This is a genomic window from Paenibacillus sp. B01 (assembly GCF_009649995.1).
GTDB lineage: Bacteria > Bacillota > Bacilli > Paenibacillales > Paenibacillaceae > Paenibacillus_O > Paenibacillus_O pasadenensis.
Window position 1 is genome coordinate 3,667,088 of record NZ_CP045802.1, and the last position, 19,674, is coordinate 3,686,761.

Below are 19,674 nucleotides of genomic sequence, written 5' to 3' on the forward strand. Positions count from 1 at the left end.
CGCAACTCCGCCCGTTTCCCCTTCTGCGTACCCGAGTTACTCGGTTTTTCCGCGCAACTCCGCCCGTCTCTCCTTCTGCGTATCTGAGTTACTCGGTTTTTCCGCGTAACTCTGCCCGCTCCCCCTTCTGCGTACCTGAGTTACTTGGTTTTTCCGCGCAACTCAGAGCGTTGCGACGCTAGCGCCTTCCAACTAACTCGATTTTTCGACTTGTTGGCTCTACTTCATAGCGTGGTCAGGCGATGAGCGCGAATGAGCATTGCCGTCTCCCGGGTATGCGGGAGACGCTCCCCTCCCCCCAAAAAAGGGGGGGAGGCGGGCGCCGGGACGAAGGGAGCGAAGCGAGACGATGCCTTTCGGAGAAGCGGCAGCGGTCCTCTTGGAAGACGGATGGCCTCCGCATAGGAGGTCAGGAAATCAGGGCATCCGGCTTCCAGTGGAATCGGAGAAAGGCTCGGCTCGCGCAGCGGCCTATTCGTCCCATAAGACTCGGCTCGCGGCTAGGCTCGCGCAGCGCCTTGTTCGTCCTCTTGACAGCTTGGCTAGGCTCGCGCAGCGCAGCAGCCTGCTCCCCGCCGGCAATGCTCAAACAAGGCGCTAAAAAGCGGCAGCCGCCTTCTTCCGAAGTCGACTGCCGCCCCGCTCATTCGATCCGCTCCAAGTTTCCGCTCGCATCCATCTTGAACCGGGGACGAGTCTCCTCTTCTTCGTTCAAGACCGTCATCCGACGCGCCCGGTCCATGATCTGGATCAGCATCTTGTAATCGTCGTTCACCGACTGGTAGTCGAGCTGCGCGTGGTTCGCGTCGGTCGACAGCTTGTCGTTCAGCTCCCTCAACCCGGAGAGCTCGTCGTCCCGAAGCTTGAGCTCCTTCTCGAGCCGGCTGATCTGCCGCTGCAGGTCGCTGTAGGTCGCTTTCCACTGCTTCAGGTACCGGATGACGGCCTCGATGGCGACCGTCTCTTCGCCGAACCCGGATTCCTCCGAGCGGCTCGAGCGGACGTCCTGCTCCGCCACGGCCGAGACATGCGAGGCGACCGCCGTCTGCTTCTTCAAATAATTCCGTTTCTGCCGCTGCTGCTTGGCGAGCTGGATCGCCTCCTCGTACCGCTTGCGCACGCAGCTGTTCCAGCGGAAGCCGCATGCCGCGGGGGTGCGGGATATCCGCTCTCCGACCTCCTCGAAGGCTCCGAGCTGGGTTCCCCCTTCCCGAATATGTCTCAGCGTCACCTCGGCGAGGATCAAGTCGTCCTCCGGGCTCCATGCATCTTGCCTGACTGCTGTCATTCTCGCTACAACCTCCTCGCGATAACGCGCTTTCTTCCACTCTATGCCCTCCCAGGAGTTCATAGAATCTATTGATACTAAAATGTATATCCAATAAAGGTGCGCCTCATACATAAGATCCTCCTTCCGGGGCAAGGATAAGGGCGAAGAACGGAATGGCGATTTTCAGTCCGGGTTGTCCGGGAAAGCGGTTTACAGTATTTGACCAAAACGCTATAATGTTCTTTAGCATATTATCTGGTCGTAACGAGAGGGGGATTCGTCTCATGGCGCGCATGTTTCGCGTACTCGGCTTCTGGTGTCTGGTGATCGCCCTCATGGCATTTGCAGGACATATGACCGAGTTTTCGCTTCTGTTTTTCTTCCAGGCTATCGCCTTCTTCTTCCTGGGCTACCTGAACTTTACGGAGCGTACGTACATACTGATGTTCTGGGCTTACATGATCTTGACCTTCCTGGGCTTCAGCTACTGGACCATCTTCAAGATGGACCTTCCGTTCTGATCCGACATGCTTCAAGCGACCGACCGCCGGGCCTTGCGCCCGGCGGTTGTTTGCATTCCGGGAGCTGCCGGGGCATAGGGTAGAAGACAACCGGACAAGAGGGGAGGGCCTTCTGACACCGATGCCGAAATCATTCCCTGCCCGTCTGGCGAGCCTGCTCGTCTTGCTGATCGCGCTCGCGCAGCTGCCGGCGCATGCGCTTGCCTCTGCCCCGGCCGCTTCCTCCGGCGGCGGCAGCGCCGACGCCCAGCGGCAGCTGCTCGAGATGAGCCTGCGCATCGTCGAGATCGATCAGGAGCTAGGCCGCATCCAGACGAACCGGCTTCAGCTCCAGCAGCGGATCGACGACTCGTCGGGACAGCTTCAGCGGCAGGAAGTGCAGCTCCAAGAGCGGAAGCGGCAGGCGGGCGAGTCGCTGGCAAGCTACTATATGGGCAAGCAGGAAAAGCTGCTCGGAGCGCTGCTGCATGTGCGCAGCCTGGGCGACCTGCTGCGTACGCTCGATCTGATCGAGCTGGTCGTGAGCGGCGACCGCGTCAAAATCGCCGACTACCGCGAGCGCTCCGAGCGGCTGCGCGCGGATCTCGCCCGGCTGAGCCGGGAACGGAGCGAGCTGGCGGCGCTGGAGCGGCAGCTGACGGAGCGGCGGAGCCAGATGGACGGCCTGCGGCAGCAGCTGGAGCGGGAAATCGCGGCGAGCGACGATCCGGAGGCGACGCGCAGCCGGGTCGGCTCGGTCCAGCAGCTGTGGGAGTCCGAGGGGCGGGAAAAGCTGCGCTCCTATTTCAAGGCGCTCGCGAAGGCGATGAACCGGCTGCCCGACTGGCTGAAGGAGCATCCGGAGCATTTGAAGCTCGACGCCGGAGGCTATACGCTGACGCTGCCCGACGAAACGCTGAACCGTTTCCTGCAGGAGCAGGACCCGGCGCTCGCCTCGTTCCGCTTCGCCTTCGAGGACGGAAGGGTCGTCGCCAGCGGCAGCGAGGGACAGCTCGAGCTGGAGGCGATCGGCCGCTACGAGCTTGTCGAGGAGCCGAAAAACGGCATCCGCTTCCGCATTGACGGACTGCGCTTCAATGGCCTGGACCTGCCGCAGTCGACGATCGACGAGCTGGAGCAGTCGTTCAATCTCGGCTTTTATCCAAGCAAGTTCATCTCGTTCGTGCGTGTCGATTCCGTTCAGATTCAAGAGCATGAGCTGCTCCTTCGCTTCAAGTTTTCCCTATAGCTCAAAACAACGCCAAAAAGGCCGTTTCCGCAAGCGTCTGCGACGCCGGAAACGGCCTTTTTATTGAGATGGGCATGCCTGTGCCGCGACGGTCTAGCCGCAGCCTGCCTGCCGCTTCGGCAGGCAGGCTCACGACGCTTCCAGCGACTGCCTCCAGGCGTTCGCCAGCTGCTGCGGGCTCATCGCGCCGGCAGATGTCCCGTAAGCCGACCAGAGCGGCCCGAACGGCAGCAGGCGGCCGCTCTCCGGCCCTGCGCCCGCGCTTCCTTGCGGGAAGAGCGCCTGCTTCCAGACGGAGAGCGGCGTCTCCGCCACCGCGCCGGCGCCCGCGTACAAGCTCGGATCGGCCGGCAGCAGCCCGGCCTCCTCCCGCAGCCGCTCTTGAGCGCTCCGGCCCGCCGCGGCAGCGATCCAGGAGCCGGCGGCAGCCGGGAATTCCGTGTCGGAAGAGATCACGTAACCGTACCCGCCCAGAGCGGACGGAGCGGCGGCGGCGGCGAGGCTCGCATCGGCGATGAATTCGACGTGCAAACCATGGCTGCGATAATAGGACAGCGGCACGACGGCCGCATAGCTGCCGCCCCGGCGCGCCAGCTCGACGGCAGCGTCCGCGCTCCCGGCAGCCGCCAGATCCGCCGCTTGCAAGGGAGCCGTCCGCGGCAGCACGGACGCCTCCAGCAGCGCGGGATCAAGCGTCGCGCCGCCGCCATGCCAGCGCGCCAGCCAGGACAGCGCCTGGATGCCGTCCGCGGCGGGGATCGCCGCCGCCGCCCTCTCCGGCGCCTGCGCCCGCAGCCGCTCCAGCTCCGCCCAGGTTTCGGGCGGCTTGCTCCAGCCGGCAGCCTGCAGCGCTTCGCGGCTCCAGATCAGCACGGGAGGATCCGCATAAGCCGGCGTCCCCCACGCATAGCCCCGCCAGCGAAGCTCCTGGACGATCGGGCTTGCCTCGGAGACGGAACCCGAGCCGCTGTCCTGCGGGACGAGTCCGTCCGCCGGCAGCAGCTTGCCCGCCGAAGCCCAGCGCAAGACGTCGCGGCTCGATAGAAGCGCGATGTCGGCCCGCTGCCCGTCGACGTCCGTTCCCCGATCGGCCTCGGCGTCCGCCGGCACGAGCTCGGCCTGCCAATAGGGATGGCGGTTTTCCCATTCCTCGGTGATCCGCTCGAGGGCTTCAAGCGCCTCCGGTTCCAGGGAAACGCTTACACGGAGCCTTGCCTCCCGGCTGTCGTCGCTGCCGTCCTGCGGGCGCTCGGCGCCTCCCGACGGCTGATCCGCGGGCTGCGGCAGCAGCGAGACGGGGGAAGGTCCTTCCTGGACGAGCAGCAGCAGCGCGCATACGACGACGGCGCCGGGTAGAATCATCCACTTTTTGCGTTCCAGGGTCCAGTCCTCCTCGGTCTCCCCTTCTCTTCTCTATTCTTCTATCCTATCAAAAGAATCGGGACTTGTCTTCCTTGCCTTCGCAAAAAAACAGGCCGAAAGCTTCAGCAATCTGAAGCCTTCGGCCTATCCTGTCGCCGTCCTTAGAGCAGGTCCGCCGCCAGCTGGGCCAGCTTGGAGCGCTCGCCCTTCTCCAGGTTGATATGCCCGCTCAGCCCTTCCTTCTTGAAGCTCTCCACGATGTAGGACAGGCCGTTGCTCATCGAGTCGAGGTAAGGATGGTCGATCTGCTCGGGATCGCCCATGAGCACGATCTTGCTGCCTTCGCCGACGCGCGAGACGATCGTCTTGACCTCATGCCGGCTTAGGTTCTGCGCTTCGTCGATGATGATGAACTGGCCCGGAATCGAGCGCCCGCGGATGTAGGTGAGCGCTTCGACCTGGATGCTGCCGAGCCCCATCAGAATCTTGTCGATGTCGCCGGACTTTTTGGTATCGAACAGGAATTCCAGGTTGTCGTAGATCGGCTGCATCCACGGACGCAGCTTCTCGTCCTTCTCGCCGGGCAGATAGCCGATATCCTTGCCCATCGGCACGACGGGGCGGGCGATGAGCAGCTTCTTGTATTTATGCTCGTCTTCGATCTTAAGCAGCCCGGCGGCCAGCGCGAGCAGCGTCTTGCCGGTGCCGGCCTTGCCGGTGAGGGTGACGAGCGGGATGTCGTCGTTCAGCAGCAGCTCGAGCGCCATCCGCTGCTGGGCATTGCGCGCCGTGATGCCCCAGACGGGATCGTTGCTCATATAGAGCGGCTCCAGCCTTGCTCCGTCCTGGCTCACCTTGAGCAGCGCGCTCTTGGACGTGCCCAGCTCGTCGCGCAGGATGATGAACTCGTTCGGATGGAGCCTTGAGCTCAGCTGCAGGCTCTTGACGCTGAGGAAGCGATAGGAGTAGAACTCGTCGATGACCGATGGATGGACGAACAGCGTCGCCGTGCCGGTATAGACGTCGGAAGGCTCCGCGACGCGATCGGACATATAGTCCTCCGCCTGCAGCCCCAGCACGTCGGCTTTGATGCGCACCAGCACGTCCTTGCTCACGAGCACGACGTCCCGCTTCGAGCCCTTTTCTTCCTCTTCCATATCGTAATTCAGGGCGACCGCGAGAATGCGGTTGTCGTTCGACATCTCCCCGAACATTTCCTGGACGCGGACGAAGCTCCGATGGTTGAGCTCGACGCGCAGCACGCCGCCGCGCGGGGTCGCGATTCCTTCATGGAGGCGCCCGTTCTCCCTCAAGCCGTCGAGCAGCCTCGAGACATGCCGGGCGTTGCGGCCCAGCTCGTCGGCCAGCCTCTTCTTGGAGTCGATCTCTTCGAGCACGACGGCCGGGATGATGACCTCGTTGTCGTCGAACGAGAAGATCGCCTGCGGATCATGAAGCAGCACATTCGTATCCAATACGAAGATTTTAGTCATGAAGAACCCCTCCTGGCGCCGGATGGTTCCGGAAGGCGGGAAGCATAATCCTTCCGGAACAGGGACAAACTAGGGTCGGTTGCAGAGTCCAAAGTACGAGGAAAGGTCTGGTGTCCCGCAATGAGAAAATGGCTGCTTTCAGCTGCTGCTGTGCTTTGCTTGGCGACTGCCGGCTGCGGGACGTCCGCACGCCGCGATGCCGCTCCCCCGCCTGCCGGCGATGCGGCGATGCGCTCCCAGCAGACCCATGCCGACGACGGCAAGAAGCTCGATTCCGCGCAAGCCGCCAAGCGGCTTGAGGAACTGGCGGCCCGGGTGGAAGGCGTCGAGAAGGCGCATGCCGTCGTAGCCGGAACCACGGCTGTCGTCGGCATCGACGTCGGCGGCAGCGTCGAGCGCTCCAAGGTCGGAACGATCAAGTATGCCGTCGCGCAGGCGCTCCGCGAGGATCCGCTCGGCGTGAATGCCGTCGTCACGGCCGACATGGACGTGAGCCGCAGGCTTGCCGAGCTCGGAGAGGACATCCGCGCCGGCCGGCCGATCCAGGGCTTCGCCGAGGAGATGGCCGATCTGATCGGTCGCGTCATGCCGCAGCTGCCGAGCGAGGTCATGCCGCTGCCGGAATCGAACGTCAAGGAGCCCGCTGCTTCTCCCGCCCGGCCTTAGCCCGGAGGCGAATGCCGGGCGCGGGGGACAAGCCCCCGAGCGCGCAAGAAGCCTGGCGACCCGTTGAGGTCGCCAGGCTTCTTTTTCATGTCGCCGCGGAGAAGACGAGCGAGCGCCGCGCCGCCGAAGCGGACGGGCTGTCGGCGCGAAACGGCGCCGCTGCAGCCGGATGCGACGGCGCGTCCAGGCGAATCTTAGAGCAAGCCCTAGCGCGCTCTCTCATCGGCCTACCTCCCGCGAGTCAGATTTTCATGATGAGCATCTTAGCTGTAGTATAACATACGTATGCCGCACCCACTACCGTCATTCGCCCAGTTTGGCCTGCAGCGCTTTTTTGGCTTTGGCCAGCGAGGCGTCGTCGACGTAGACGTAGGGGCTCCGCCAGTCGCCCGTCAGCGCGATGAACTCGATGTCGCCGCCGCCGATGCCGAAGTAGGCCATGAGCATCGCCCGAATCTCCGACTCCGGCATGTCGGTCCTCATGTTGTCGCCGACAGCGCCGAATACTTTGCCGAGCCTCAGGATGCCGGGAACCGACTTCAGCCTGGACGTCATCGCCCCGATCACCTGCTCCTGGCGCTGATTGCGCTCAAAGTCGCTGCTCATGTTCGTGCCGTCGTTGGACTTGCGGTAACGGACGAAGCCCAGCGCGTCCTCGCCGTAGAGCTTCTGCGCGCCTTTCTTCAAGTGGATGCTCGTGCCTCCCGGCTGTCCCGCGTGGTCGTCGTAATCCATGTCCATGTCGACGTCCACCTCGACGCCGCCGAGCGCGTCCACGACATCCGCGAAGCCTTGAAAATTGATCGTCGCGGCGTAGTCGATCGGGATGTCGAGGTAGCTGCCGATCGCATCCTTCATGCCGAGCTTGCCTTGACGCTCTGCCTCTTCCCGGCTGAGGTCCTTGTTCTTAGATCTGGCGTTGGCGATGAACGCCGCATAATAGCTGTTCACCTTGCGCTGCTTGTAGCCTTGGACCGGCACGCGAGCGTCGCGCGGAATCGACACGACGACGGCGCTTTTGGTGCGCGGATTGAACGCTGCGGCCATCAGCACGTCGGTATTGAGCAGGCCGTTCTCTCCGCGGGTATCGAGCCCCATCAGCAGCATCGCGGTCGGCTGCGTGCGCACCGATCCGGCCGAAGGCACGGCCGGGGCGCCGCTGCTGATCTGGCCGAGCGCCTTGTTGGCGTCGTAGAGCAGATAAGCCGCGAAGCCCGCCCCCGCGAGCAGGACGAGCGCCAGCAGCGTCATCAGCCTGCGCAGCCAATACACCCGCTTCGGCTTGCGTCTGCCGGGCCGTCCCTTCCGGCTTCCGGCGGGAGCGCCGGATTTCCCCTGCCCGCGGGCCGGGTATTCATTTCCCCTGTTCATAGCTGTCTCCTTGTTCGCAAGCCTGATTTCGGACGCTTCCTCCCGGACGCCAGGAGAGGCGGATCAGCTCTGGCCGGCGTCGCTTTGGCGCTGCTCGCGCTTCGCCGTCCGCCGGTCGTTGAACTGGCGGATGCGCAGCATCAGCATCATCGCGACGGCGACGGCCATGCATTGGATGATCGGCAGCTTGTCGATCTGGAATACGAGCAGCACGGTCGAGCCGATCGCCATCATCAGATAGACCAGAACCTCCTTCAACAACGGTAGCCGCTGCTGAGGACGGAATACTTTGTTGAAAATATAGATGACGCTGGCCAGAATCAGAATATACGATACAAGCGGATGGTCGCTGAGCCAGTCCTGCATCCGAGTTCACTCCTCCGGTTGGTTGTACAAGCGGTCCGATATGGATACAACGAGCAAGCGGCGCATTTGGCTGTCCGGCTGTTCGCCGGCGCCAAACCGCCGCTTGCTCGCTTCATGGGTTCGGCTGGAATCAGACTCCGGCCTGGGACGTCTTGCGCTGCTTCTCCGCCCGCTCGCGCTCGCTCTTGTTGAGCAGCTTCTTGCGCATGCGGATCGATTTCGGCGTGATCTCGCAGTATTCGTCGTCGTTGAGGTACTCCAGCGCCGCCTCCAGCGAGTACGTGCGAGGCGTCTTGAGGCGGACCGTCTCATCCTTGGAGGCCGACCGGATGTTGGTCAGCTGCTTCTCCTTGCAGATGTTGACGACGATGTCCTGGTCGCGGTTATGCTCGCCGACGATCATGCCCTCGTAGATCTCCGTGCCCGGCTCGAGGAACAGGATGCCGCGATCCTCGACGCCCATCATGCCGTAGAACGTCGAGACGCCGTTCTCGGTCGCGACAAGCACGCCCTGATGGCGTCCGCCGACGTTGCCGCCGACGGTCGGGCCGTAGCTGTCGAACGCATGGTTCATGATGCCGTAGCCGCGCGTCAGCGTCAGGAACTGCGTGCGGTAGCCGATCAGGCCGCGCGCCGGAATGATGAATTCCAGGCGGACCTGGCCGTTGCCGTTGTTGATCATGTTGACCATCTCGGCCTTGCGCGTGCCGAGGCTCTCCATGACCGCGCCCATGCTCTCCTCCGGCACGTCGATCAGCAGGCGCTCGTACGGCTCCATCTTCTGGCCGTCGATCTCCTTGACGATGACTTCCGGCATCGATACTTGCAGCTCGTAGCCTTCGCGACGCATGTTCTCGATCAGGATGCCGAGGTGAAGCTCGCCGCGGCCGGATACGATGAACACGTCAGGGCTGTCGGTGTCCTGCACGCGCAGGGCGACGTCCGTCTCCAGCTCCTTGTACAGGCGCTCGCGCAGCTTGCGGGAGGTGACCCACTTGCCTTCGCGGCCGGCGAACGGGCTGTTGTTGACGAGGAACGTCATCTGCAGCGTCGGCTCGTCGATCTCGAGCACCGGCAGCGCCTCCGGCTTGGCCGGATCGGCGATCGTCTCGCCGATGTTGATCTCCTTGATGCCGGCGATGGCGACGATGTCCCCTGCCGCCGCTTCTTCGATCTCGATCCGCTTGAGCCCCTGGAAGCCGAACAGCTTCTCGATGCGGGCCTGCTTGATCGCGCCTTCGCGCGTCATGACGGCGACTGGCTGGCCTTGGCGGATGACGCCGCGGTTGACGCGGCCGATCGCGATGCGGCCCATGTATTCATTGTAGTCGAGCAGCGTCACGAGGAACTGCAGCGGCTCCTCGACGTTCTCGGTCGGATGCGGGATGCGCTCGATGATCGTCTCGTAGAGGGCTTCCATGTTCTCGTCCTGCTTCTCCACGTTGCGGCTGGACGTGCCCATCAGCGCCGATGCGTACACGACCGGGAATTCCAGCTGCTGGTCGTTCGCGCCGAGCTCGATGAACAGGTCGAGCACCTCGTCGACGACGCCTTCCGGATTCGCGTTCGGGCGGTCGATCTTGTTGAGGACGACGATCGGCGTCAGATTGTGCTCCAGCGCCTTGCGCAGGACGAACTTCGTCTGCGGCATGCAGCCCTCGAAAGCGTCCACGACGAGCAGGACGCCGTCGACCATCTTCATGATGCGCTCGACTTCGCCGCCGAAGTCGGCGTGGCCGGGCGTATCCACGATGTTGATCAGGTAGTTCTTGTAGTTGATCGCGGTGTTTTTGGCCAGGATCGTAATGCCGCGCTCCCGCTCCAGGTCATTGGAGTCCATCGCCCGCTCGTGCACGACCTCGTTGTCCCGGAACGTGCCGGACTGCTGCAGCAGCTTGTCGACAAGCGTCGTCTTGCCGTGGTCGACGTGCGCGATGATGGCGATATTGCGAATGTTCTCTCTTGCTTGCATAACTTCTTATCCACTCCATCTGTATAGGATCAAGCTAAAATCTACGACAGGCGCCGGCCCGCTACCAGCGGGCCTTCTTGCTCACCATCATCCAGCCGCCGAGCGCGACGAGCGCGAACGCGATCAGATAGATGCCCCAGCTCCAGAGCAGCACGAAGATCATGCAGAGCGCCCAGACTCCCGCCAGCGCGGCGGCAATCGTAAAGGCGCTTCTCGGATGGGACGAATCGAAGGTGTAGTACTCGTACAGTCCGACCGCGAGGCCGAGGATGAAAAACGGCCACAAATAGTTCATGTAGCCCCATCCGAACCAGTTGCAGAACAGGAAAACCAGTGCATATACGGACAAAATGCCGCCTGGAACAAGCGCTGCCGCAGGGAGGAGCCGGCCGAAATAGAGCACATGCAGCAATATGCCCGGCACGAGGATGAACAGCGGCCAAAATACGGAGCCGATGAAGCTGAAGACGCCCATGCGGCCCAGCAGGATGGCGATCCCTGCAAGCAAGATGACGATTCCGGCGGAATATTGATTGCGGATCAACCCTATCCCCCGTTTCCCTTGACGACTGCCTGCGCGCAGGCAGAGGTACGACCAGTCAGATCTTTCTTATTCTAAAGGAAGCGGAGTGAAATTGCCAGCGGGAAACCGGGCATGCCAATAAAAAAAGCGCCGCTCGCCTGCCCGGAACGAGGCTGGCGAACGGCGGAGGAGCCTTCAGCTCCGGCGCGCGGAGCGGGTCAGCAGGATGCCCGCCGCGATGACGGCCGGCACCATCAGCACCGGCAGCGCCCCGTGCAGCAGCGGAGCGTGACGGAGCAGAGGCTGCAGCGCCGCGTCGGAGACGAGCATCTCTCCGGCGGCATAGCCGAGCAGGCCGGCGCCGGCATACACAAGAGACGGGAAGCGCAGCAGCAGGCCTCCGAGAAGCTGGCTTCCCCACAGGATCATGGGTATGCTAAGGGCGATGCCGAGCAGCATGAGCGCAGGCTCTCCGCCCGCCACGGCGGCGACGGCGAGCACGTTGTCGAGGCTCATGACAAAATCGGCGGCGACAATCGTGCCGACCGCGCCGGCCAGCGTGCCTGCTCGCTTGACGCCGGCCCCCTTGGAGCGGCGCTCCTCGCCGGGACGCTCCGCATCCCGCAGCAGCTGCACGGCGATAACGAGCAGGAGCGCGGAGCCGCAAGCCTGCAAATAGGGCAGCTGAAGCAGCGAGATGGCGGCAAGCGTCAGCACGCAGCGGAGGGCGATGGCGGCGAACGTGCCCCAGGCGATCGCCCGCTTGCGCTGCTCCGGAGGCAGATGCTGGCTCGCCATGGCGATGACGAGCGCGTTGTCGCCGCTCAGCAGCACGTTGATCGCGATGATTTGCAGAAAGATCCATAGATGGTCCAAGCCGTACGACCCCCTTCCCTACAGGGGTATGTACAAGCAGGTCCATTTATGTTACAAAAAAAAACGAATCCATTGTCCAGCTCATCCGTATACGGGTAAGTATTTGAGTCGGGGATTGTTCGAACACGAAGGAGGAGCAAGGATGGAATGGTTAGGTCCGCTGTTGACCATCGTCTTCATCGACCTTATGCTGGCCGGAGACAACGCGATCGTCATCGCGCTTGCCGCCCGCAACCTGCCTAAGCATCAACAGAAAAAAGCCGTCATCTGGGGAACGTTCGGAGCGATCGCCATCCGCATCGTCGCCACCGTGCTGGTCGTGAAGCTGCTCGATATTCCTTGGCTGCATCTGGCCGGAGGACTGCTGCTCGTCTGGATCGCGTACAAGCTGCTCGTGCAGGAGGAAAGCAGCCACGACAACATCAAGGCCGGCAGCACCCTCGGGCAGGCGATCGGCACGATCGTGCTCGCCGACGCCGCCATGGGCATCGACAACGTGCTGGCCGTCGCCGGCGCCTCGCACGGCAACATCTGGCTCGTCATCGCCGGGCTGATCATCAGCATCCCGATCGTCGTCTGGGGCAGCACGCTGTTCATCCGGCTGATCGAGCGCTTCTCGTGGATCCTTTACGTCGGAGCGGCGATTCTGGGCTATACCGCCGGCCACATGATCACGGGAGAAAAGAAGATCGCCCATCTGTTCGGAAACGGCGGCATGCCGGAGTGGCTCTTCATCGGTCTCGTCGTCGCGCTCATCGTCGGAGCCGGCATTCTCACCAAAGCGATCCGCAAAAACAAGCAGCCCGCCCATCGCGAGCGGGAAACGCATTGAATCCGAAAAGCCGAATCGTCCCTTGCGGACGGTTCGGCTTTTCGCTTTGTACAGCCGAGCGAGCTGTCCTGGAGCAGACGGCCGGCTCCGAGGCGGCTCGTCCTGGATGCCCTGCCGGCGCGGCCGCCCTCGCCGCTGGCCGCAGCGGCCAGCGGCAGTCCAGCCAAAAGAAAAAAGCCTGCTTCCAGGCTTTCTCCGTCAAAACCAGTCCCGCTCCTCCGCCTCGGCGACGGCCGGCTGCCGGCGGAACGTCCTGCCCCGGTCCAGCTGCACCGTCTCGACGCCTTGGACGGCCTGTCCGATCAGCTCGTCGAGCTCCGGAATGCCGTCCTCGATCCGCTCCACGATGCGCAGGTTCGGATTGGTGCTCGGGGATTTGGGCACGAACAGCGTGCAGCAGTCCTCGAAGGGCAGGATCGACGTCTCGTACGTGCCGATCTGTACCGCTCGGTCGATGATTTCCTGCTTGTCCATCATGATGAGCGGGCGCAGCAGCGGCAGCTCGAGGCTGCGGCCGATCACGTTCATGCTGCCGAGCGTCTGGCTCGCCACCTGGCCGAGGCTGTCCCCCGATACGACCGCGCCCGCGCCGGCCCGCTCGGCCAGCCGGCCGGCGATGTTCAGCATCGCCCTTCGCATGAGCGTGATGATCAGATGATCCTGCCCCGTCTGCGTGAAGCGAGTCTGAATATCGGTGAACGGCACGAGATGCAGCTTGAGCGGCTTGCCGGCGAAGCGCGACAGCTGGCGGGCAAGCTCGATCACCTTGTCCGTCGCCTGCTCGCTCGTGAACGGATAGCTGTGAAAGTGGACCAGCTCGAGCTCCAGCCCCTTGCGCATCGCCGACCATGCCGCGACCGGGCTGTCGATGCCGCCGGACAGCAGCAGCATCGCCTTGCCGTTGGAGCCGTACGGGAAGCCTCCCGCTCCCGGCTCGATGCGGTTGAAGACGTAGGCTCCCTCCGGCTGGATGTCGATGCGCAGCTCCATCTCCGGCCGCCGCACGTCCACCTTGAGCTCGGGAGCCGCGCGCAGGATATGCGAGCCGATCAGATGGTTGAGCTCATGGGTGACATAAGGGAATCCCTTCCACCCCCGCTTCACCGTCACCTTGAACGTCGCGGGCTTGGCCGGAAGCGCGTTCCACAGCTGAAGCGCGGCTTCCTGGATCGCCTCCAGCTCGTTCGCCGCCCGCTTGACCGGGCTGAACGAATGGATGCCGAACACCCGGCGCAGCGCCTCGGCGACGCGCTCATACTCGACTCCATTAAGCTTGATATAGGCGCGGGCATAGGTCTTTTCGAATTCGAGCCCTTCCAGATGCTGCAGGCTGAGCTTGATATAGCGGAACATCTGCTGCTCGAACCGGCCGCGGTTGCGCCCTTTGAGCGTCAGCTCTCCGTACCGGACCGTGATGAGATCATACTCCATGAATCAGATCTTGCTCCTCTCCAGCGGCTTCAGCCGCTTCACGACGGCTTCCAGGCTGTCCGCCAGCCGGTCCGCCGCCTCCTCGTCATGCTCGTCGCCAAAAGTGATGCGGATGCCGCCCGCCGCCCGCGAAACCGGATACCCCATCGCCAGCAGCACCTCGCTCGGCTTCTCGTCCTTGGACGAGCAAGCCGACTTCGTGGAGACGATGATGCCCTCCTCCTCGAGCGCATGCACGACGACTTCCGGCTTCATGCCCGGATAAGACAGATGCAGCACATGCGGCGCCTGCAGCGGCGAGTCCGGGTCCGGATCGCCGCTTAGCCGCAGCTCCGGAATCGCGTCCAAGCGGCCGATCAGCCGCTTGCGCAGCCTCCCCATCCGCTCGGTCCGCTCCGTCCGGCCTTCCATCGCCAGGCGAAGCGCCTTGGCGGAAGCGACGATCGCCGGCACGTTCGGCGTTCCGCCGCGCCAGCTTCCGTCCAGGCCGCTGCCGCCGATGAGCGGCTCCAGCCTGACGCCGGCTCGGACATAGAGGAAGCCGGTTCCTTTAGGCCCGCGAAGCTTATGCGCCGAAGCGCTGAACAGATCGATGCCCCACTCCTTGAGCCGGATCGGCAGCTTGCCGACGCTCTGCACGCCGTCCACATGAAACAGCACCTCTGGAAAGCGGCGCAGCAGCGCTCCCGCCTCCTCGATCGGCTGGACGGACCCGACCTCGTTGTTCACATGCATGAGGCTGACGAGCGTCGTATCGGGACGCAGGGCAGCTTCCAGGCTGTCCAGCCGGATCCGGCCGTTGCCGTCGACCGGCAGCCTCGTCGTCTCGAAGCCTTCCGCCTCGAGCCGGTCGGCCGCCTGCTTCACCGATGGATGCTCGATCTGCGACACGATGACATGGCGGCCCCTCGACCTCGCGGCCCTCGCCGCTCCGACGACCGCAAGCTGATTGCTCTCCGTGCCGCCGGAGGTGAACACCCATTCCTCGGCCGACGTGCCCGTCAGCTCGGCCGCCAGCTCCTGCGAGCGCCGCAGCAGCCTGCCCGCCTCCAGCCCCGCTCCGTGGATCGAGGACGGATTGGCATAGTGCCGCCCCATCACCTCCGCGAGCGTGCGGATCACCTCGGGATGCGGCGGCGTCGAGGCTCCGTGATCAAAATAAAGCACCGGGCGGTGCTTGCTCATCGCCATGACCTCCTTGAATCAAACAAAAAGACCGGCTTCGCCGGCCGCCCGTCAAGCGTGCAGCCGCGAATGCGGTCCTTCCGTGGGCTCCGGCCGAACGCCTAGAGCCAGCCTACGCCTATCCTATTATAAAAAGCCTCCGGTTACAACCCGGTGCCGGAGCCGCCGAGCTTGGCCATGATCTTGACGACGTACGACTGCGTCTCCTGCGGCAGCTCGGAAAAATGCTCGGTCAGCGTCGCCTCGTCCCGGATGCCGAGCCGATCGAGCCTTCCCGGTCCGGCATTGTAGGCCGCCAGCGCGGCAGGCACGCTGCCGTCCAGCTTGCGAAGCAGGTAGGAGAGATATTTGGAGCCTCCGTCGATGTTCTGAGCGGGATCGAACGAGTCCGTCACGCCGAGTCCGCGCGCCGTTCCGTCCATGAGCTGCATGAGGCCCTTCGCGCCGGCGCCGGAGACGGCCAGCGGCTGGAAGGAGGATTCCGCCTCGATGACAGAGCGGATCAGCTTCGGAGACAGTCCATGGCGGGCGGCGGCCGAGGCGATCAGCCCTTCGTACTCCGCTCCCGCCGAGCCTGCGCCCTCTCCGATCCACGCGGCGGCTGACGACGCATAACCGCTTCCCGCCGCGATCAGCGCGGCTTGCAGCGCCGGCGAAGCCGAGGCGTCCCATCCGCCCGCCGCCGCGGCGGCTTGGCCGTTCAAGCCGGTTCCGGCAGACAGCCCGGACCAAGCGGCGAGCGCCATCATACCGGAGTCGGCGGAGGCGGAGGTATCCGCATCGGCCAGACCCGAAGCCCCTGCGGCCCCCGACAGCTGGCTCAAGATCTGATCGAAAGCGGAGGCCGCTCCGCTTGATGCCTGGCTGCCGCCGCCAGTCAGCTGATCCAGGCTGGGCCGCAGCTGCTGCTGAATGAGCGCCGTAAGCATTCGAGGATCGATCGACATGATAGGTTCACTCCTCATTTCCCATTATCCTCGGTATATCGGCGGACGAGCCTCGGAAATGTAGAGCTCGGCGATATGGCTTTATCGAAAAAGGAAAGAGCCGCCCCGGAAGGGACGGCTCGATGAGGCTCATGATGGCGAATCGGATTTGGGTTGGAACGTGTGGCAGCAGGTCGCGGACGACTCCTTGGCCTCGTCCGTATGGCGATCTCCGAACTCTCCGCCGGCAAACTCGGCAGACAGATCGGCGTGCGCATGCTGGTCGATCTCGATATGGATCGCATCGGCCGAGCATTGGTTGCCTTGTCCCCAGAAAGCGCAATTCGAAACGCTGCATGCAACGCCTTTTGGCATGGTCCCTCACCTCCGCTACCTAGGCTGGCCAGGGAGGGGACGCGGTATGCCTTCCTTATTTTTGACCTTGCATCCGACGCGAGGTCATGTAGTCGTTTTCGTAGTAGGAGAGATCGTCCCTCAGCTCTTCGTAGATCTTGGATACGCCGAGCACGATGTCGCGCGCGCTGCGCAGCGGCTTGTGCCGGAAGCGGATCGCATCCTGGCCGGTGTACGCGTAGCGGCCGTCCTCGGAGTAGCCTTCGTTCTTCGGATAGAAGAAGGCGTTGACGCAGTGGTGGTACACCTCATAAAGCTGGCGCTCGGCATGCTCGGCGTCGAAGTTCGGCCGGCGCAGCGTGACCCCGAGCTTCTCATAGGCGACCTCGGAGTAGACCAGCAGATGACGCAGGTCGGACAGCAGCCCTTTGTAGAAGGTGAGCTCCTCGTCATTTGCTTCCGGGGACGCAAGCTGAGGAAGAGCATGCTCGTTCAGGAAAGGCTCCAGCTGCGAGATGGCGTCCTTGAGCTTGGCGCGGGTTGATTCGCTGAGCGGCTTTACATTGGCGGATGGCATGGTGAATTAGGTTCCCCTTTCATCAATCCCGTAAGAAGTTGAAGATTATGTCTATCCTAACATACAATCGGCGCGATTTGTACTCTTTATGACCCTTGCCGCGGCCGCGAAGCCGCGCCGTCCCTCCGAATAATTTACGCCCGCTTGCCGGACTCTAAGCAGGAACGGCTATAGACTTGACCGGGAGGATGAGGCCTTCATGAGAAAAAAATGGATCGGCGCGTTCACCGCGCTCGCTCTGCTGACGCTGTTGATTCCGATCAGCCCCTGGCTCATTCCCGGCGCGCATCCGCAGGAACAGAAGGCCAAAACGAGGGCTCTGTCCGCAGAGCAGGAAAGCCGGCTCAAAGAGGCGGACATCCGCCACGACATGGAAGCGACCGCGATGCTGTGCGCGAGCGAGTGCTCCAGGGATATCGGCAAGCTGTTCGCGTTGACGGACGCGCCGGCCGCCAGCCGCGCCGACCGGATGAAAAAGCTCATCCGCCACCATCCGCAGATGGCTCATCTGAGCTGGAAAAGCCCCGGCGCAGCTGACGCCGAAGCCGGAAACGTCCCGGCCGACGCCGAATCGTTCGTCGCGGCGCATGCGAAGCCGGCTGCCGAGGCGATCGCCAAAGGCTCCCGCTACCAGTCGCAGACGCTGACGGCCGCCGGCAAGCGGTACCTGCTGCTCGCCGTGCCCGCGCCAAGCGGCAAGGAAGGCATCGTCGGCCTGATCCGGCAGGACATCGTCGGCGACGTGCAGCGGCATCAGATGCGCAACCTGCGCCAGGTTCCCTTTCCGGCGGAGGGCCATTACCGGATCGAGTCGGTCCGCGCGGGCACGAAGCGGGAGTTCACCGTCCGCACCGGCAACGACAACGGAGGCGCCAGCCATTACCATGTCCAGGAAGTCGTCGTCCGCTTCCGCGCCGAGCCGTCCGCGGAGCAGCTGGAGCAGATCCGCCGCGACATTGGCGCTTCCGCCGAAAACCGGATGCGAGGCGTCTACGTGTTCCGCTCGCGCTCGATGGATGCGATGAAGATGATGGGCTATTTCCGCAAAAAGTGGAATCCGATCTATGTCGAGCCCCATTACCTGTACCTGACGAACGAAGCGCCGGCCGACGTGAGGCCGATCGTGCCGAACGACCGGCTCTACTCCGACTATCAGTGGAACCTCCCGTCCATCGAGACGGAAATCGGCTGGAACCTGTCCAAAGGCAGCGATGGCGTCAAGGTCGCCGTGCTCGACACCGGCGTGCAGTTGGACCATCCCGATCTTGAAGGAAAGCTGGCGGAAGGCTACAACGTCGTCACCTCCGGCCAGCAGCCCGACGACGATGTCGGCCACGGCACCCATGTCGCGGGCATCATCGCCGCCGCGGTCAACAACGGGGAAGGCGTCGCCGGCCTGACGTGGTACAACAAGATCATGCCGGTCAAGGTGCTCGACTCGAGCGGAGCCGGCTCCACCTACTCCGTCGCCCAAGGGCTCATCTGGGCGGCCGATCACGGGGCCAAGGTCATCAACATGAGCCTCGGCAACTATGCGCAGGCGGAGTTCCTTCACGACGCGATCAAGTACGCCTACGACAAGGATGTCGTGCTCGTCGCGGCAAGCGGCAACGACAACTCCGAGCAGCCCGGCTATCCGGCCGCATATCCGGAAGTGTTCGCCGTCGGCTCGACCGACTCGCGCGGGCAGAAGTCGTCCTTCTCCAACTATGGCGACTACATCGACGCGGCGGCGCCGGGAGACAGCATCGCCAGCACCTATCCGGGCAGCCAGTACGCCGCCCTCTCGGGCACGTCGATGGCCAGCCCGCATGTCGCGGCGCTGGCGGCGCTCATCCGCTCGCTCAATCCGCAGCTGACCAACGTCGAGGTCTATGACATCATGCGCAGCACGGCACGCGATCTCGGCGCCAAGGGAAGAGATCCTTACTTCGGCTACGGGCAGATCGACATCGACAAGGCGCTGCGCGCCGCCGGAAAAGGCGGCTCCGCGGCGACGGTCCCCGCCTCGGACGGGCGGCAGCCGGCCGGCCTCGTTCCGGCGGAGAGCGGCGCTCCTGCCACCGAATCGGCGGCTTCGCACGCGCCCGATTCGTTCGTCGAACGGATCCGCAAGCAGCTGGAGGAGCTGCGGCGGAGGCTGGAGCGCGGTTAGCCGCCAGAGCCTGAACCCGAACCTGAATCAAAGCGTCCTTCTCCCGAGCGGGAGAAGGACGCTTTGAAGCGCCGTCCGATAGGACGGCAACATGCTCCAAAGCGCTGGGCGCTGTTGATCGCAGGGTCGTTGCGGAAAGTCTGCCGTAAGCCGGGTTCTGTGCTCTTCGTGGTCCGAACGGGAACGACCCTCCCACGGTCAAGCGACAATCATCTATCTAGGCCGGCCATTGCTGGCAGGCTCAAGCGACCAACCCGAACGCACCCCGGGCAAGGGCTGGAGCCGAAGCTCCCGCGTTCTCTTAGGTCTTGCTCCAGATGGGGTTTACCAGCCGCGTTGTCGCCAACGCCGCTCGTGGTCTCTTACACCACGGTTCCACCCTTGCCTGATCCGGCGCGCGAGGCGCCGGCCATCGGCGGTCCATTTCTGTGGCACTATCCTTCGGCTCGCGCCGACTGGACGTTATCCAGCATCCTGCCCTACGGAGCCCGGACTTTCCTCTCGCGGCCGAGGCCGCCAGCGATTGTCTGTCAGACTTTCCGATACCTAAGCTAGTATAGCCGGAT

The 19,674-nt window shown here is 63.6% G+C and carries 19 protein-coding genes and 1 other RNA gene; 5 read left to right on the top strand and 15 right to left on the bottom strand.

The window, feature by feature from the left end; all coding sequences use genetic code 11:
• Positions 1-643 precede the first annotated feature (643 nt).
• Positions 644-1,288, bottom strand: a complete 645-nt coding sequence (locus GE073_RS15840) for an RsfA family transcriptional regulator (protein ID WP_028597028.1) — start codon at positions 1,286-1,288, stop codon at positions 644-646.
• Between the two features lie 266 nt (positions 1,289-1,554).
• Here GE073_RS15840 and GE073_RS15845 point away from each other — a divergent pair, with 266 nt between their 5' ends.
• Complete coding sequence (locus tag GE073_RS15845) at positions 1,555-1,791, top strand: DUF2626 family protein (protein ID WP_028597029.1); 237 nt, start codon at positions 1,555-1,557, stop codon at positions 1,789-1,791.
• Between the two features lie 121 nt (positions 1,792-1,912).
• A complete protein-coding gene (locus tag GE073_RS15850; RefSeq protein ID WP_153783831.1) occupies positions 1,913-3,019 on the top strand; it encodes a hypothetical protein in 1,107 nt (368 codons plus the stop codon).
• Positions 3,020-3,148: 129 nt separating this feature from the next.
• On the opposite strand, the gene GE073_RS15855 is transcribed toward GE073_RS15850, so the two are convergent.
• Positions 3,149-4,381 carry an extracellular solute-binding protein gene (locus tag GE073_RS15855; protein WP_153783832.1) on the bottom strand — a complete coding sequence of 411 codons (1,233 nt, stop codon included), beginning with the start codon at positions 4,379-4,381 and terminating at the stop codon, positions 3,149-3,151.
• 161 nt (positions 4,382-4,542) lie between these two features.
• Positions 4,543-5,874, bottom strand: a complete 1,332-nt coding sequence (locus tag GE073_RS15860) for a PhoH family protein (protein WP_028597032.1) — start codon at positions 5,872-5,874, stop codon at positions 4,543-4,545.
• 120 nt (positions 5,875-5,994) lie between these two features.
• On the opposite strand from GE073_RS15860, the gene GE073_RS15865 reads away from it, so the two are divergent.
• Positions 5,995-6,540: a YhcN/YlaJ family sporulation lipoprotein gene (locus GE073_RS15865; RefSeq protein ID WP_101809363.1), complete on the top strand. Its 546-nt coding sequence runs from the start codon at positions 5,995-5,997 to the stop codon at positions 6,538-6,540.
• A gap of 85 nt (positions 6,541-6,625) precedes the next feature.
• Here the strand turns inward: GE073_RS15865 and GE073_RS15870 are convergent, their stop codons facing one another.
• The 6 genes from GE073_RS15870 to GE073_RS15895 form a co-directional block, all read right to left on the bottom strand.
• Complete coding sequence (locus GE073_RS15870) at positions 6,626-6,763, bottom strand: hypothetical protein (RefSeq protein ID WP_153783833.1); 138 nt, start codon at positions 6,761-6,763, stop codon at positions 6,626-6,628.
• An 80-nt stretch (positions 6,764-6,843) separates the two neighbouring features.
• Positions 6,844-7,911 carry an LCP family protein gene (locus tag GE073_RS15875; RefSeq protein ID WP_228551563.1) on the bottom strand — a complete coding sequence of 356 codons (1,068 nt, stop codon included), beginning with the start codon at positions 7,909-7,911 and terminating at the stop codon, positions 6,844-6,846.
• Between the two features lie 63 nt (positions 7,912-7,974).
• Complete coding sequence (locus GE073_RS15880) at positions 7,975-8,277, bottom strand: YlaH-like family protein (RefSeq protein WP_028597035.1); 303 nt, start codon at positions 8,275-8,277, stop codon at positions 7,975-7,977.
• A gap of 130 nt (positions 8,278-8,407) precedes the next feature.
• Positions 8,408-10,249, bottom strand: a complete 1,842-nt coding sequence (typA, locus tag GE073_RS15885; protein ID WP_028597036.1) for a translational GTPase TypA — start codon at positions 10,247-10,249, stop codon at positions 8,408-8,410.
• A 61-nt stretch (positions 10,250-10,310) separates the two neighbouring features.
• Positions 10,311-10,793, bottom strand: coding sequence for a hypothetical protein (locus GE073_RS15890; RefSeq protein WP_028597037.1), 483 nt, complete (start codon positions 10,791-10,793; stop codon positions 10,311-10,313).
• Between the two features lie 174 nt (positions 10,794-10,967).
• On the bottom strand, positions 10,968-11,648 hold the full coding sequence (locus GE073_RS15895) for a TerC family protein (RefSeq protein ID WP_028597038.1): 681 nt from the start codon (positions 11,646-11,648) through the stop codon (positions 10,968-10,970).
• 142 nt (positions 11,649-11,790) lie between these two features.
• Here GE073_RS15895 and GE073_RS15900 point away from each other — a divergent pair, with 142 nt between their 5' ends.
• Positions 11,791-12,480, top strand: coding sequence for a TerC family protein (locus tag GE073_RS15900; RefSeq protein WP_153783834.1), 690 nt, complete (start codon positions 11,791-11,793; stop codon positions 12,478-12,480).
• A 198-nt stretch (positions 12,481-12,678) separates the two neighbouring features.
• Here GE073_RS15900 and thiI read toward each other — a convergent pair whose 3' ends face one another.
• From thiI to GE073_RS15920, 5 genes are all read right to left on the bottom strand, one after another.
• Positions 12,679-13,911 (bottom strand): tRNA uracil 4-sulfurtransferase ThiI, encoded by a 1,233-nt coding sequence (gene thiI, locus GE073_RS25080; protein WP_194843379.1) that lies wholly within the window; start codon positions 13,909-13,911, stop codon positions 12,679-12,681.
• Positions 13,912-13,914: 3 nt separating this feature from the next.
• Positions 13,915-15,096 (bottom strand): cysteine desulfurase family protein, encoded by a 1,182-nt coding sequence (locus GE073_RS25085; RefSeq protein ID WP_194843380.1) that lies wholly within the window; start codon positions 15,094-15,096, stop codon positions 13,915-13,917.
• A gap of 143 nt (positions 15,097-15,239) precedes the next feature.
• The gene (locus GE073_RS25970) at positions 15,240-16,043 is read right to left on the bottom strand and encodes a lytic transglycosylase domain-containing protein (protein WP_153783835.1); all 804 of its coding nucleotides are present in this window, start codon (positions 16,041-16,043) and stop codon (positions 15,240-15,242) included.
• 129 nt (positions 16,044-16,172) lie between these two features.
• Positions 16,173-16,397, bottom strand: a complete 225-nt coding sequence (locus GE073_RS15915; protein ID WP_028597043.1) for a DUF1540 domain-containing protein — start codon at positions 16,395-16,397, stop codon at positions 16,173-16,175.
• Positions 16,398-16,452: 55 nt separating this feature from the next.
• On the bottom strand, positions 16,453-16,953 hold the full coding sequence (locus GE073_RS15920) for a YpuI family protein (protein WP_028597044.1): 501 nt from the start codon (positions 16,951-16,953) through the stop codon (positions 16,453-16,455).
• Positions 16,954-17,152: 199 nt separating this feature from the next.
• On the opposite strand from GE073_RS15920, the gene GE073_RS15925 reads away from it, so the two are divergent.
• A complete protein-coding gene (locus GE073_RS15925) occupies positions 17,153-19,108 on the top strand; it encodes a S8 family peptidase (protein WP_153783836.1) in 1,956 nt (651 codons plus the stop codon).
• 131 nt (positions 19,109-19,239) lie between these two features.
• Here GE073_RS15925 and rnpB read toward each other — a convergent pair.
• Positions 19,240-19,647: RNase P RNA component class A (gene rnpB, locus GE073_RS15930), an RNA gene on the bottom strand.
• Positions 19,648-19,674 lie beyond the last annotated feature (27 nt).